Raw genomic sequence first — 13,778 nt, forward strand, 5'->3', positions numbered from 1 at the left:
GCACGGGCGGCGATTGTACTGAGAATGGTTCTCATCAACGCCTTTGCGACCAGCACGCGCCATGCGATGCGGGTGCTGCGGATGCCTTACCGGCCCGCTGCCCCATGCAGCGCCACCAGCGTGGGCACCACCCAGTGCGGCGCAGGCTGCGCCCCGTCGAAGCACTGGTCCTCGGACGGCACGGCGATGACGGTCATGCCGGCCTGCCGCGCCGCATGTGTCCCCGAGACGGAGTCCTCGAACGCCAGGCAGCGCCCGGCCGGCACGCCCAGGCGTTGCGCCGCGAAGTGGTAGATGTCGGGTGCGGGCTTGCCGCGCACCACCTGCTCGGCCGAGACGATGGCGTCGAACGCCGGCCGCAGGCCCAGCGCATCCAAGGTGTGGTGGCACAAAGACAAAGGAGAGTTCGAGGCCAGCGCCACGCGCCAGCCCAGGGCGCGGCAGGCGCTCAGTGTTTCGCGCACGCCGGGCAGGGCCTGCCCATGCGCGCTGACCAGGGCCGCCACGCGCGCGACCACGCGGCTCTCCAGATCGCGCTGGCTGGGCCCCTGCCAGGGCCGGTGGGCATACCAGTGCGCGGCAACCTGCGCCGTGGTCATGGGCGCCGTCACGCGGGACATCTCGGCCGTGATGTCGATGCCGACCTCGGCAAAGGACTCGCGCTCGGCACGCTTCCAGAAGGGCTCGGAGTCTATGAGCAGGCCGTCCATGTCGAAGATGGCGGCGCCGAATCCGGCCTGGCCAAGACCTGCGAACGAGGGAGCGGCTTCAGGGATTTGCATGGCGCGCATGCTAGCGCAGGCGGCAAGTGAAAGCAGTTGCTGTTAGCCTGTGCCGGCTGGCGATGGATGCAGATGCATGCGATTGCCAGCCCTTCACAATCCTTAGCGAGCCCGCAATGACCAGCCCCCTGTACACCGCCTCCATTCCCGTCCTGCAGCAGATGCTGAAGGCCCTGTCCGACGTGCTCAAAAAGGCCGAGGAACACGCCGCGCAGAAGAACATAGATCCCGACGCCCTGCTGCAGGCCCGCCTGTTCCCCGACATGTTCCCGCTGGTGCGCCAGGTGCAGATTGCTGCGGACTTCGCCAAGGGCATCGCCTCGCGCCTGGCCGGCGCCGAGGTGCCTTCGTGGCCCGACACGCAGACCAGCTTTGCCGACCTGCAGGCGCTGATCACCAAGGCGCTGGACCATGTGGGCTCGTTCGCGCCCGAGCAGTTCGCGCAAAGCGAGTCCCGCGAGATCGTGCTGCGCCCCGGCACGCCCAAGGAAAAGAAGCTGAGCGCCAGCGCCTATCTGCTGCACTACGGCCTGCCGCAGTTCTTCTTCCATGTGACCACCGCCTATGCCCTGCTGCGCCACAACGGCGTCGAGGTCGGCAAGCGCGACTACATGGGCAGCTACTGAGCGTGCCGTGGCCGGTCTGGCCAGCGCTTCACTGCGCGGCCAGATCCCGGCCTCGCGTCTCCGGCAGGCACATGGCGAACATCACCACCATCACGTAGCCGGCCGTGGCGCAGATGCCGATGGCCGTGCCCAGCGACAGGCCCAGCCGGTCGCTGAACACGCCCACCAGCGCGGGGAAGGTGGCCCCGATGCCGCGGCCGAAGTTGTAGCAAAAGCCCTGGCCGGAGCCGCGCAGTTCGTTGGGGAACAGCTCGGCCAGGAAGGCTCCGGCGCCGCTGAAGATGCCCGACATGAAAAAGCCCAGCGGAAAGCCCAGCACCAGCATCCAGGCATCGGTGATGGGCAGCAGCGTATAGGCATAGGCCAGGCTGCCGGCGCCGATGGCGAACAGCGTGAAGGCCAAGCGCCGGCCCAGCCGGTCGGAGGCGTAGGCACCGCACAGGTAGCCTGCAAAGGCGCCGAAGATGAACATGAACTGGTAGCCGCCCGAGCCCAGCACCGTCAGATGGCGCTCGTTCTTCAGGAAGGTGGGCAGCCACACGGCGATGGCGTAGTAGCCGCCCTGCATACCCGTGAACATCAGGCTGGCCAGCACCGTGGTCTTGAGCATGCTGCCCTTGAAGATGTCCAGGAAGTGCCCGCTGCGCTCGCCCCGGCCCACGGCGGCGCGGGTCTTCAGGTAGACCTCGGGGTCCTTGACGGAACGGCGGATGAACAGGATCAGCAAGGCCGGCAGCAAACCCAGCAGGAACATGGCCCGCCATGAGATCTCGGGCGGCAGAAACGAGAACAGCGCCATGGACACCAGCACGGCCGCCCCCCAGCCTATGGCCCAGCTGCTTTGCACCAGCCCCACCGCCTTGCCACGGAAAGCCGGCCGTATGGTCTCGGCGATCAGCACCGAGCCCACGGCCCATTCGCCGCCAAAGCCCAGCCCCTGCAGCGTGCGGGCCAGCAGCAACTGGCCCGGCGTCTGCGCCAGGCCGCAGGCGAAGGTGAAAAGCGCGAACACGAGGATGGTCCACTGCAGCACGCGCACACGCCCGTAGCGGTCCGCCAGGATGCCGGCCATCCAGCCGCCGACGGCCGAGGCCACCAGGGTCGAGGTGCCGATCAGGCCGACCTCGGTCTTGCTCATGCCCCACAGCGACAGAAGGATGGGCGTGACCAGGGGCAGCGTGTAGTAGTCGAAGGAATCGACCGCGTAGCCGCCGAACGAGGCCGTCAGTGCGCGTTTTTCCCGGGGTTCGAGCTGGCCCAGCCAGCTGCCCTGCGACTGCTCGCCAGCCAGGGGCTTGGCATTGTCAAGGCTTGTCATTTTTCAGTCTCCTTGCGCTTCGGTATGAAGAAGCGTCTTGCCTTCAATGGCATTGCATCGGTGATGAACCAGGCCTGGCCGGGCGGCCCTCATCCACCACCCGGACAGACCCCTGCAGGCGGCGTGTCAGGCCGCCGTTCCGTAGCCGCCGCCCCCCGGCGTGCAGACCTCGAACACATCGCCGGGCTGCATCTGCACGGCGCCGATGTGCTCCAGCGCCTCGACCTGGCCATCTGCGCGCAGCACACGGTTGATGCCCGGCTGCCCCGGCTGGCCACCCGCCATGCCGAAGGCCGGGTTCAGGCGCCCGTTGGACAGGATGCTGGCCGTCATGGCTTCCAGGAAGCGCACGCGCCGCACACCGCCGCTGCCCCCATGCCAGCGCCCACTGCCGCCCGAGCCTTCGCGGATGGCATAGCTGTCCAGCATGACGGGGAAGCGGAACTCCAGCACCTCCGGATCTGTCAGGCGCGAATTGGTCATGTGCGTCTGGACGACGCTGGTGCCGTTGAACCCGCGCTCCACCCGGCCCTCGGCGTCCAGCACCGCGCCCGCGCCGCTGCCGCCGGCAATGGTTTCGTAGTACTGGTGGCGCGCATTGCCGAAGGTGAAGTTGTTCATGGTGGGCTGGCTGCCCGCCATCACGCCCAGCGCGCCGAACAGCGCATTGGTGATGCAGGTGGAGGTCTCCACATTGCCCGCCACCACCGAGGCCGGTGCATTGGGGTTGAGCATGCAGCCCTGGGGAATGATGACCTTCAAGGGCTTGAGGCAGCCCGCGTTGAGCGGGATGTCGTCGTCCACCAGCGTGCGGAACACGTACAGCACGGCCGCCATGCACACGGCGCGCGGCGCATTGAAGTTGTTGGTCTGCTGGGCGCTGGTGCCCGAGAAGTCGATGACCGCGCTGCGGCCCGCCGTATCCACGGTGACGGCCACGCGGATCTGCGCGCCGTTGTCCAGCGGCAGCGTGAACTGCCCGTTCCTGAGCCGCGTGATGACGCGGCGCACCGACTCCTCGGCGTTGTCCTGCACATGGCCCATGTAGGCCTGCACCACGGGCAGGCCGAACTGGGCCACCATCTTGCGCAGCTCCTGCACGCCTTTTTCATTGGCCGCGATCTGGGCCTTCAGGTCGGCCAGGTTCTGGTGCGGGTTGCGGCTCGGGTACTCGCCGCTTTGCAGCAGCTCGACCATCTCCTGGCCGCGCAGCACGCCGCGATCGACCAGCTTGAAGTTGTCGATCTGCACGCCCTCTTCCTCGATGCGCGTGGAAAACGGCGGCATGGAACCGGGCGTGATGCCACCCACGTCGGCATGGTGGCCCCGGCTGCCCACGTAGAAGGTGGGGGAGGCCTCGTCGGCCACGTACACGGGCGTGATGACCGTGATGTCGGGCAGGTGGGTGCCGCCCTGGTAGGGGTCGTTGAGCACATAGACATCGCCCTGGGCCATGCGCCCGGCGTTCTTGCGGATCACCGTCTGGATGCTCTCGCCCATGGAGCCCAGGTGCACGGGCATGTGCGGCGCATTGGCGATGAGGTGGCCCTCGGCGTCGAACAGCGCGCAGCTGAAGTCCAGCCGTTCCTTGATGTTCACCGAGTAGGCCGTGTTCTGCAGCTGCAGGCCCATCTGCTCGGCGATGTTCATGAACAGGTTGTTGAAGACCTCCAGCAGCACCGGGTCCACCGAGGTGCCGGCCGCGTACTCGGCCTTGCGCGCGACCACGCGGTCCAGCACCAGATGATCCAGCGCCGTGAGCCGCGCCAGCCACCCGGGCTCGACCACCGTGGTGGCATTGCGCTCGGCGATGATGGCCGGGCCGGGAATGGCGTCGCCGGGCCGCAGGTCCTCGCGCACCACCAGGGCCGCGTCATGCCAGGCACCGTCGGAATACATGCGCACGGTTTCGCGGCGCGGATGCTCGCGCGGCGGATGCTCCTGCAGCACCGGCTCGCTGGGCGCATCGCCCGCAATCACGGCTTCGACGGAAACGGCTTCCACCACCAGGCCCTTGCCCGCCATCAGGAAGGCGAACCGCTGGCGATAGGCCGACTCGAAGGCCGCCTGGATGTCGTCCAGCCCGCCGAAGGGCACGGCCAGGGCGGAATCCGTGCCCTCATAGCGCACATGCACGTTGTAGCGTACCTGCACGGGACTGGCGCCGACCTGCTGGCGCTCAAGCTCGGCCTTGGCCGCGTCGCCCAGCGAATCCAGCGATTCCGCGATCAGCGGCAAGGCCGCCGCAGACAGCGCCACCTCCATCGCCTGTTCACGGATGACGGTCTGGTCCGCCAGCCCCATGCCGTAGGCGCTGAGCACGCCGGCCAGCGGATGCACGAACACACGGGTCATGCCCAGGGCATCGGCCACCAGGCAGGCATGCTGGCCGCCCGCGCCGCCAAAGCACTGCAGCGTGTAGCGCGTCACGTCATAGCCGCGCGCCACGCTGATCTTCTTGATGGCGTTGGCCATCTGCTGCACGGCGATGCGGATGAAGCCTTCGGCCACTTCCTCGGGCCTGCGCCCCGTCTGCACCGCCAGTTCATCGAAGCGCGCCCGGACGGCCTCGCCATCGAGCCGCTCGTTGGCGGCCGGGCCGAACACGCTGGGGAAGTAGCGGGGCTGGACCTTGCCCACCATCACGTTCGCATCGGTCACGGCCAGGGGCCCGCCACGGCGGTAGCTCACGGGGCCGGGGTTGGCACCCGCGCTCTCCGGTCCCACGCGAAAGCGCGAGCCGTCATAGGCCAGTACGGAGCCGCCACCGGCGGCCACCGTGTGGATGCTCATCATCGGCGCGCGCATGCGCACACCGGCCACCTGGGTCTCGAACTCGCGCTCGAAGGCGCCAGCGTAGTGGCTGACATCGGTGGAGGTGCCGCCCATGTCGAAGCCGATGACCTTGTCGTGCCCGGCCAGCCCCGCCGTGCGGGCCATGCCCACGATGCCGCCGGCCGGACCGCTCAGGATGGCATCCTTGCCCTGGAAGCTGCCCGCATCGGCCAGCCCGCCGGAGGACTGCATGAAAAACAGCCGCACGCCCGGCATCTCGCCAGCGACCTGCTGTACATAGCGGCGCAAGATGGGCGAGAGGTAGGCATCGACCACCGTGGTGTCGCCCCGGCTCACGAACTTCATCAGCGGGCTGGTCTCGTGCGAGGTGCTGATCTGCGTGAATCCCGCCTGCCGCGCAATGCGCGCCGCAATCTGCTCGTGCCGCATGTAGCGGTAGCCATGCATGAAGACGATGGCCACGCTGCGCAGGCCCCGTGCATGGGCCTGCAGCAGTGCGGTGTGCAGGTGCAGCACGTCCAGTTCCTGCTGCACTTGCCCACGGGCATCCACGCGCTCAAGCGCCTCCACCACCTCGCTGTACAGCAGCTCGGGCAGCTGGATATGCCGGTCGAACAAGCGCGGGCGGTTCTGGTAGGCAATGCGCAGCGCATCACGAAAGCCCCGCGTGGTCACCAGCAGCGTGGGCTCGCCCTTGCGCTCCAGCAGCGCATTGGTGGCCACCGTGGTGCCCATCTTCACGCACTCCACAAGGTCCGGCGTGACCGGCTCGCCGGGCTTGAGGCCCAGCAGGTGGCGGATGCCGGCCACGGCCGCATCACGGTACTGCTCGGGGTTTTCCGACAGCAGCTTGTGCGTGGCCAGGCTGCCATCGGGCCGCTTGCCCACGATGTCGGTGAATGTGCCGCCGCGGTCTATCCAGAATTGCCAGCGCCTGTCATGGGGAGTGGAGCGTTCTTGCATGGTGTCGGAACCCGTTTGTCTCGAAGTTGAAGTCAGGAAAACCGTGGCCTGGAGCACGGCCCTCCGCCGGTGCCCACCACTGGCGTCCAATCTAAAAGTGACCCTGGACCGCGTCCATCGAGAAGTTTTCGCCCCCTCTGTTCACGAAAACTGAACAGGAGCGGCCCCTTGCCGGCCGGCGATGCAAAGAAAAAGGCCCGCCGAAGCGGGCCCCAAGCCAGGCAGCCAGGCAGGCAGGCCGTCAGAACGCGGCCAGATGGCTGTTGCGCAACTCCGTCACCAGCATGTGGCCCGGCTCGTGCGTGATGGCGAATGGCAGGGCCGCCGAGAGGATGGCCTGCTGGGGCGTCACGCCGCAGGCCCAGAACACGGGGATCTCCCCGGGTTTGAGCGCCATGGGCTCGCCGAAGTCCGGCCGCTCGATATCGGCAATGCCGATCTGCGCGGGGTCGCCCAGGTGCACGGGCGCCCCATGCACGCTGGGAAAGCGCGAAGTCACCTGGATCGCACGGATGGCCTGGGCGGCCGTCATGGGCCGCATGCTGACCACCATCCGGCCTCCGAACCGGCCCGCCTGGCCGTTGGCAATGTCGGTGATGAACATGGGCGCGCCCCGGCCCTCGTCGATGTGGCGCACGGGCACGCCGGCATCGCGCAGCGCGTCTTCGAAGGAATAGGAGCAGCCGATGACGAAGCCCACCAGGTCGTCGCGCCACAGGTCCGTGAGGTCATTCACCTGCTCGGCCCTGTGACCATCGCGAAACACCCAGTACGAGGGCAGGTCGGTCTTCAGATCGATATCGCCGAGCTCGGGCACGCGGCTGCTGCCGGGCTCGGTCACACCGATCAGCGGGCAGGACTTGGGGTTCAGCCGGGCAAAGCGCAGGAACTCCTCGCTGCACTCGCGCGGCAGTATCGCCAGATTGCCCTGGGTGTAGCCGGGGCACTGCCCGGCCGTCTGCCCGCGAAAGCGTCCGGCGCGCACCTCCTGGCGGAATTCGGTCGGATGGGTCCAATGCGTCATGGGGGAGCCTCTATTGAATGGAGATGCCCCCCAATGTAAAAAGCAGCAGGCCACCGGTCCATTCAGGAATTGTGCGCAGCCTCCCCCAGGAAAACTGAACAGCCACTGCAGCCCGCGCAGCCTCCCCATGAACATCCGCTTTCTGGAAACCTTTGTGCTGCTGGCACGCATCGGCAGCGTGCGCCGCGTGGCCGAACTGGTGCACGCCAGCCCCGGCGCCGTCTCCATGCGCATACGCGGGCTGGAGTCGGACCTGGGCGTGACCCTGTTCCACTGGGACCGCAAGACGCTGCAGATCACCGATGCCGGCGCCCGCTTGCTGCGGCATGCGGAAGCCGTCATCGAAGCCACACGCACCCTGGAGCGTGCCGCCAGGTCCGACGACGCCATCGGCTGCCGCCTGCGGGTCGGCGTGCTGGAGACGGCGGTACACACCTTCCTGCCCGAATTCGTCAAGGCGATGGGCGCCAGCCTGCCGCACATCGAGCTGGACCTGACCGTCGATCTGAGCACCCACCTGGCGGAGCAGATGATGCGGCGCGACCTGGACCTGATCGTGCGCACCGGCAGCGGCGTGGACCCCCAGTTCGCCGTGGTCGAGAACCTGCTGGAAGTGCCTGTGCACTGGATTGCCAGGCGGGGCCTGGTACCCAGGAAGGATGGACTGCACAAGGCGCTGGGCAAGCAATTGCTGACCCAGATGCGCGGCACCGGCCCCTACGAGCAGGCCGTGGCCATGGCACAGCAGCTGGCCGTGCAAAGCGGCATGGTCTCCAGCGACCTGCGCATCTCGGGATCGCCCTCGCTGGCGGCCCTGGTCTCGCTGGTGCGCGAGGGCCTGGGCGTCGCCATCATGCACGGCATGCTGGTGGCGCCGCAGCTCGAAAGCGGGGAGCTGGTGGAGCTGGAGTTGCCCACGCCGCCTTCCTTTCGCATCACCACCTGGTACCCCAAGAGCCCGTCGCCCGGCGTCACCGACACCGCCCAGGTGCTGCGCCGCGTCTGCAAGAACTACTGCAAGCGGGTCAGCCCGCATCTGGCGCGGTACATCGGCTAGGGCGCGGATGCCGGCGGCGGCTCCTGCCCGTGCAACAGCGCCAGAAAGCTGTCGGCCGCCTGGCTCAGCGGCCGGTCGCGGCGCACCAGGCTGCCGTAGGCCTGCAGGTTGCGGCGCATGCGATAGGGCAGGATGCGGACCATGCCGTGCGCGGCGCTGTCCCGGGCCACGGCCTGCGGAATCACGGCGATCAGGTCGGAATTGCGCACCAGGTTCATGGTGGTGAGGATGGAGCCCGTCTCGATCAGGCCGCGCGGCAGCGGCAGGCCATGGGCCTGGAATTCCTGGTCGATCAGCGCGCGCATGGGACTGCCGGGCGGCTGCAGCACCCAGCCATGGGCCTGCAGCTGCGCAAAGCCCACGCTGCGGGCACGCGCCAGCGGATGGTTGCAGCCAACGATGATGGACAAGGCCTCGTCATCAATCGTGCGGAACAGATGGGCGGGATCGGCCTGCCCGGTCTGCCGGCCCACCACCACCTCCAGCACGCCGTCCTGCAACTGGGCCAGCAGCCGGTCGCTGGTGTCCACGGCCACCTCGATGGACAGCAGCGGCCACTGGCGCTTGAGCGCCAGCAGCGCCTGTGTCAGCCGCCCCGGCGAGGCCGCCATGATGCTGCCCACGGCCAGCCGCCCCGCACAGCCCTCGCGCAGTTCCTGCAGCTCGCGGTTCAGCGCCTCCATGCCGCCGCGCAGGTGGCGGAAGTAGCCCGTCACGCGCTCGCCCGCCGCGTTCAGCTGCAGGCCGCGCCCCACGCGGTCGAACAGGGGCAGGCCCAGCGCGCCTTCCAGCTCATGCAGCATCTTGGTGGCGGCCGGCTGGCTCAGTCCCAGCTCGGCTGCAGCGCCGCGCAGCGTGCCCTTCTGGTCGATGGCCAGCATCAGCGCCACCTGCCGCATGCGCAGGCGGTTGAGCAGTTGCGGCGTGCTGTCCCTGCGGTCGATGGAGCCCATAGGAATATCCCGCGAATTGATTACCCAAGGTTATTGATTCATCAGCAACTTTCAGTTTACGGCAATCAATCATCTGCCTAGCATGGGTCCACAACAAAAGCACCGGAGACAAGACATGCAACGCCGCCCCCTGCTGCTGGCCGCAGCTGCCCTGCTGCCCGCCATCGCCCTGGCCCAAACCCCGCCGGACTGGCCCACGCGGCCCGTGCGCATGCTTGTGGGCTCGGCCCCGGGCGGCGGCACCGACGCCATGGCCCGCGCCGTGGCCGACCGGCTGGCGCCGCTGCTGCGCCAGCCGGTGATCGTGGAAAACCGCCCCGGCGTCTCCAACACCCTGGCCGTGGACATGACGGCCAAGTCCACGGACGGGCACACCATGGTGATGGGCGTCGTCACGGCCCATGCCATTGCCCCGCACCTGCTCAAGCTGGGCTACGACAGCAACCGCGACCTGGTGCCGGTGGCCTATGTGGGCGCAGTGCCCAATGTGCTGGTGGTGGGAAACAACCTGCCCGCGAACTCGGTGCAGGAACTGGTCTCCCTGGCCCGCAAGGAGCCCGGCAGGATCAACTTCGCCAGCAGCGGCACGGGCAGCACCCAGCACATCGCGGCCGAGATGTTCAAGGACGCGGCCGGCATTGAACTGACCCACGTGCCCTACAAGGGCAGCGCCGCAGCCCTGGTGGATCTGGTCAGCGGCCAGGTGCAGATGAGCTTTGACACCATGCCTTCGGTGATCGGCCAGATCAAGGCCGGCAAGCTGCGCGCCCTGGGCGTGACATCGGCCCGGCGCAACGCCCAGCTGCCCCAGGTGCCCACGCTGGCCGAGGCCGGCCTGCCCGGCGTGGAGATAGGCGCCTGGTACGGCATCTACATGCCAGCGGCCACACCCCGCGCCGTGCAGGCCCGGGTGCACGACGAGGTCAACAAGGTGCTGGCCCTGCCCGAGACGCGCACGCGCCTGGAGGCCGTGGGCGCCGAGCTGCAGCCCATGGGCCAGGCGGAGTTCATCGCCTTGCACAACGCCGAGTACCAGCGCTTTGGCGAAATCATCCGCAAGAACCACATCAAGATCGACTGAGCCGCACATGCCCGCATCCGAACTTCCCGTCGTCGCCCTGACCCTGGGCGATCCCGCCGGCATAGGCGCCGAACTGATCGCACGCCTGCTGGCGCAGCCCGAGGCCATGCAAAAGGCCAACATCGTGCTGGCCGGCGACCCCTGGCTGTGGCAGCAGGGCCAGCGCATCGCGGGCCTGCAGGTGGCCACCACACCCATCGCCGGCATGGCCCATGCACGTGGCCGCACCGATACCGCCCTGCCCGCCTTCCTGGCCCTGGACACGGTGGCCGCCGAAGCCGTGCACCAGGGCCGTGCCGAAGCCGCAGGTGGGCGCTCGGTGCTGCAGGTGCTGGACCGGTGCATGGACGCGGCCCAGGCCGGCCAGATCGACGCCATCTGCTTTGCGCCGCTCAACAAGCAGGCCATGAAGCTGGGCGGCCTGCGCCATGAAGACGAGCTGCACCACTTTGCCGAGCACCTGGGCGTGACCGGCTATTTCTGCGAATTCAATACGCTGGGCAATCTGTGGACCTCGCGCATTTCGTCGCATGTGCCGCTCAGGGACGTGGCCGGCTATCTGAGCCAGGAGCGCATCGCGCAGGCGGCCGAGCTGATCTACCGCGCGCTGCTGGCCAGCGGCATGGCGGCCCCCAAGGTGGCGGTGGCGGGCTTCAACCCGCACAACGGCGATGGCGGCACCTGCGGGCGCGAGGAGATCGACATCATCGCGCCGGCCGTGCGCGCGCTGCAGGCCCGCGACTGGCCCACGCCCGATCCGTTCCACGGCCCCTTCCCGGCCGACACCATCTTCCTGAAGGCCCAGGCCGGCGAGTACCAGGCCATCGTGACCATGTACCACGACCAGGGCCAGATCGCCATCAAGCTGCTGGGCTTCTCGCGCGGCGTGACCGTGCAGGGCGGCCTGCCGATCCCCATCACCACGCCGGCCCACGGCACGGCCTATGACATCGCGGGCCAGGGCCGGGCCAGCGTGGAGGCCACTTGGCAGGCCTTTCTGATCGCCTGCCGCATGGGCGCCGCGCGCCTGTGCTGACTGACTTCACTCCCTCGCCATCACCATCATGAAAATCAAATCCGTCCGCGCCCGCGTCTACGAATGGCAAGGCAAGACCGTGCCGCCCCAGGGCAACTTCTGCTCCAACGCCATGGACCTGCTCTATGCGCCGCAGGAGACCATGTCCACCTTCCGCTTCCATTCCTGGACGGTGGTGGAGATCGAGACCGACGACGGCATCGTCGGCCTGGGCAACGTGGCGCTGGCGCCGCGCATCGCCAAGGCCATCATCGACGAGTACCTGGCGCCCCTGGTCATCGGCTACGACCCGTGGGACTACGAATACCTGTGGCAGCGCATGTACCGCGCCACGCACGCCTGGGGCCGCAAGGGCGTGACCATGGCCGCCATCTCGGCCGTGGACCTGGCCATCTGGGACATCCTGGGCAAGAGCGTGAACAAGCCTGTGTTCAAGCTGCTGGGCGGGCGCACCAAGGAAAGGATTCCCTGCTACTACAGCAAGCTCTACCGCACCGACCTCAAGGCCATGCAGGAAGAGGCGCAAAAATTCCTGGACCAGGGCTTCAAGGCCTTCAAGATGCGCTTCGGCTACGGCCCGGCCCATCTGCAGGAAGGCGTGCGCGAGAACCTGCGCTCGGTCGAGGCCGTGCGCGAAGTCATAGGCTACGACTGCGACCTGATGCTGGAGTGCTACATGGGCTGGAACCTGGAGTACGCCAGGCGCATTCTGCCCAAGCTGGAGAAGTTCGAGCCGCGCTGGCTGGAGGAGCCCGTGATCGCCGACGACATCGACGGCTACGCCGAACTCAGCCGGCTCACCAGCATTCCGATCTCGGGCGGCGAGCACGAGTTCAGCCTCTACGGCTTCAAGCAGCTGCTGGACAAAAAGGCCGTCAGCGTCGTGCAGTACGACACCAACCGCGTGGGCGGCATCACGGCCGCGCACAAGATCAATGCGCTGTGCGAGGCGTTCAGCGTGCCCGTGATCCCGCATGCGGGCCAGATGCACAACTACCACCTGACCATGAGCACGCTGGCCTCGCCCATGGCCGAGTACTTCCCCATCTTCGACGTGGAGGTGGGCAATGAGCTGTTCTGGTACATCTTCGACGGCGAGCCCGTGGCCGAGAACGGCTTCCTACAGCTCAGGGACGATGTGCCGGGCCTGGGCCTCACGCTCAAGACCGAGTACCTGGACCAGTTCCGCATCGTCGAATGAGGGAGCACGCCATGCCCGGAATTTCTCGGCCGCGCTACAGCGGCATCTTCCCCGTGGTCCCCACCACCTTCCACGAGGACGGCACGCTGGACCTGGCCAGCCAGAGGCGCTGCCTGGATTTCATGATCGACTCGGGCGTGGACGGCCTGTGCATCCTGGCCAACTTCTCCGAGCAGTTCCTGCTGGCCGATGACGAGCGCGAGGTCCTCACGCGCACGGCGCTGGAGCATGTGGCGGGCCGCGTGCCCGTGATCGTCACCACCACGCACACCTCATCGCGCGTGTGCGCCGAGCGAAGCCGCCGCGCGCAGGACATGGGCGCGGCCATGGTGATGGTCATGCCGCCCTACCACGGCGCCACCTTCCGCTTCGGCGAGCCCCAGATCCAGGGCTTCTTCCAGGCCGTGTCCGATGCCATCGCCATTCCCATCATGGTGCAGGACGCGCCGGCCGCAGGCACGCCGCTGTCCCCCGCCTTCCTCGCGCGCATGGCCCGCGAGATCGAGCAGGTCTGCTACTTCAAGATGGAAACCGCAGGCGCCGCCGGCAAGCTGCGCGAACTCATCGCCCTGGGTGGCGACGCCATCGAAGGCCCCTGGGATGGCGAGGAAGCCATCACCCTGCTGGCCGACCTGCAGGCCGGCGCCACGGGCTCCATGACGGGCGGCGGCTTTGCCGACGGCATACGCCCCATCATCGAAGCCCACAGAAACGGTGACCCCGACACCGCATTCGCCCTCTACCAGCGCTGGCTGCCCCTGATCAACCACGAAAACCGCCAGGCCGGCTTCCTGGCCGCCAAGGCGCTGATGAAGGCGGGCGGCGTGATCGCCTGCGACGCGCCGCGCGCGCCCTGGCCGCCCATGCACCCCGAGGTGCGCCGCCAGCTGCTGGACATTGCGCGGCGGCTCGATCCGCTGGTGCTGCGCTGGGGGCGCTGA

At 68.0% G+C, this 13,778-nt stretch carries 11 protein-coding genes; 6 read left to right on the top strand and 5 right to left on the bottom strand.

What is annotated here, in order from left to right; translation table 11 throughout:
• Positions 1 to 86: 86 nt before the first annotated feature.
• A complete protein-coding gene (gene hxpB / locus IAE24_RS00140) occupies positions 87 to 782 on the bottom strand; it encodes a hexitol phosphatase HxpB (protein ID WP_233626125.1) in 696 nt (231 codons plus the stop codon).
• Between the two features lie 116 nt (positions 783 to 898).
• Between hxpB and IAE24_RS00145 the strand changes: the two genes are divergently transcribed.
• On the top strand, positions 899 to 1,408 hold the full coding sequence (locus IAE24_RS00145; RefSeq protein ID WP_012206773.1) for a DUF1993 domain-containing protein: 510 nt from the start codon (positions 899 to 901) through the stop codon (positions 1,406 to 1,408).
• Positions 1,409 to 1,436: 28 nt separating this feature from the next.
• Here IAE24_RS00145 and IAE24_RS00150 read toward each other — a convergent pair whose 3' ends face one another.
• The 3 genes from IAE24_RS00150 to IAE24_RS00160 all read right to left on the bottom strand — a co-directional run bounded on the left by IAE24_RS00150 (position 1,437) and on the right by IAE24_RS00160 (position 7,509).
• Positions 1,437 to 2,726 carry an MFS transporter gene (locus IAE24_RS00150; RefSeq protein ID WP_199960050.1) on the bottom strand — a complete coding sequence of 430 codons (1,290 nt, stop codon included), beginning with the start codon at positions 2,724 to 2,726 and terminating at the stop codon, positions 1,437 to 1,439.
• 126 nt (positions 2,727 to 2,852) lie between these two features.
• A complete protein-coding gene (locus IAE24_RS00155; RefSeq protein ID WP_199960051.1) occupies positions 2,853 to 6,485 on the bottom strand; it encodes a hydantoinase B/oxoprolinase family protein in 3,633 nt (1,210 codons plus the stop codon).
• Positions 6,486 to 6,726: 241 nt separating this feature from the next.
• Positions 6,727 to 7,509, bottom strand: a complete 783-nt coding sequence (locus IAE24_RS00160) for a putative hydro-lyase (RefSeq protein WP_199960052.1) — start codon at positions 7,507 to 7,509, stop codon at positions 6,727 to 6,729.
• 127 nt (positions 7,510 to 7,636) lie between these two features.
• Between IAE24_RS00160 and IAE24_RS00165 the strand changes: the two genes are divergently transcribed.
• A complete protein-coding gene (locus IAE24_RS00165) occupies positions 7,637 to 8,566 on the top strand; it encodes a LysR family transcriptional regulator (RefSeq protein WP_199960053.1) in 930 nt (309 codons plus the stop codon).
• Here the strand turns inward: IAE24_RS00165 and IAE24_RS00170 are convergent.
• Positions 8,563 to 9,519 carry a LysR family transcriptional regulator gene (locus IAE24_RS00170; RefSeq protein ID WP_199960054.1) on the bottom strand — a complete coding sequence of 319 codons (957 nt, stop codon included), beginning with the start codon at positions 9,517 to 9,519 and terminating at the stop codon, positions 8,563 to 8,565. The genes IAE24_RS00165 and IAE24_RS00170 overlap by 4 nt on opposite strands.
• A 115-nt stretch (positions 9,520 to 9,634) precedes the next feature.
• On the opposite strand from IAE24_RS00170, the gene IAE24_RS00175 reads away from it, so the two are divergent.
• From IAE24_RS00175 to IAE24_RS00190, 4 genes are read left to right on the top strand one after another with little or no spacing between them, the layout of a single operon-like run.
• Positions 9,635 to 10,600 carry a Bug family tripartite tricarboxylate transporter substrate binding protein gene (locus IAE24_RS00175; protein ID WP_199960055.1) on the top strand — a complete coding sequence of 322 codons (966 nt, stop codon included), beginning with the start codon at positions 9,635 to 9,637 and terminating at the stop codon, positions 10,598 to 10,600.
• A 7-nt stretch (positions 10,601 to 10,607) separates the two neighbouring features.
• A complete protein-coding gene (locus tag IAE24_RS00180) occupies positions 10,608 to 11,636 on the top strand; it encodes a 4-hydroxythreonine-4-phosphate dehydrogenase PdxA (protein ID WP_199960056.1) in 1,029 nt (342 codons plus the stop codon).
• A 28-nt stretch (positions 11,637 to 11,664) separates the two neighbouring features.
• Positions 11,665 to 12,837, top strand: coding sequence for an L-rhamnonate dehydratase (locus IAE24_RS00185; protein WP_199960057.1), 1,173 nt, complete (start codon positions 11,665 to 11,667; stop codon positions 12,835 to 12,837).
• Positions 12,838 to 12,848: 11 nt separating this feature from the next.
• Positions 12,849 to 13,778 (top strand): dihydrodipicolinate synthase family protein, encoded by a 930-nt coding sequence (locus IAE24_RS00190; protein ID WP_199960058.1) that lies wholly within the window; start codon positions 12,849 to 12,851, stop codon positions 13,776 to 13,778.

Origin of the sequence: Delftia sp. S65 (assembly GCF_016516495.1) — a bacterium.
Taxonomy (GTDB): Bacteria; Pseudomonadota; Gammaproteobacteria; order Burkholderiales; family Burkholderiaceae_C; genus Comamonas; species Comamonas acidovorans.

Coding starts and splice junctions, on each gene's coding strand:
- hxpB (WP_233626125.1), bottom strand. CDS start 782: ATGCAAATCCCTGAAGCCGCTCCCTCGTTCGCAGGTCTTGGCCAGGCC.
- IAE24_RS00145 (WP_012206773.1), top strand. CDS start 899: ATGACCAGCCCCCTGTACACCGCCTCCATTCCCGTCCTGCAGCAGATG.
- IAE24_RS00150 (WP_199960050.1), bottom strand. CDS start 2,726: ATGACAAGCCTTGACAATGCCAAGCCCCTGGCTGGCGAGCAGTCGCAG.
- IAE24_RS00155 (WP_199960051.1), bottom strand. CDS start 6,485: ATGCAAGAACGCTCCACTCCCCATGACAGGCGCTGGCAATTCTGGATA.
- IAE24_RS00160 (WP_199960052.1), bottom strand. CDS start 7,509: ATGACGCATTGGACCCATCCGACCGAATTCCGCCAGGAGGTGCGCGCC.
- IAE24_RS00165 (WP_199960053.1), top strand. CDS start 7,637: ATGAACATCCGCTTTCTGGAAACCTTTGTGCTGCTGGCACGCATCGGC.
- IAE24_RS00170 (WP_199960054.1), bottom strand. CDS start 9,519: ATGGGCTCCATCGACCGCAGGGACAGCACGCCGCAACTGCTCAACCGC.
- IAE24_RS00175 (WP_199960055.1), top strand. CDS start 9,635: ATGCAACGCCGCCCCCTGCTGCTGGCCGCAGCTGCCCTGCTGCCCGCC.
- IAE24_RS00180 (WP_199960056.1), top strand. CDS start 10,608: ATGCCCGCATCCGAACTTCCCGTCGTCGCCCTGACCCTGGGCGATCCC.
- IAE24_RS00185 (WP_199960057.1), top strand. CDS start 11,665: ATGAAAATCAAATCCGTCCGCGCCCGCGTCTACGAATGGCAAGGCAAG.
- IAE24_RS00190 (WP_199960058.1), top strand. CDS start 12,849: ATGCCCGGAATTTCTCGGCCGCGCTACAGCGGCATCTTCCCCGTGGTC.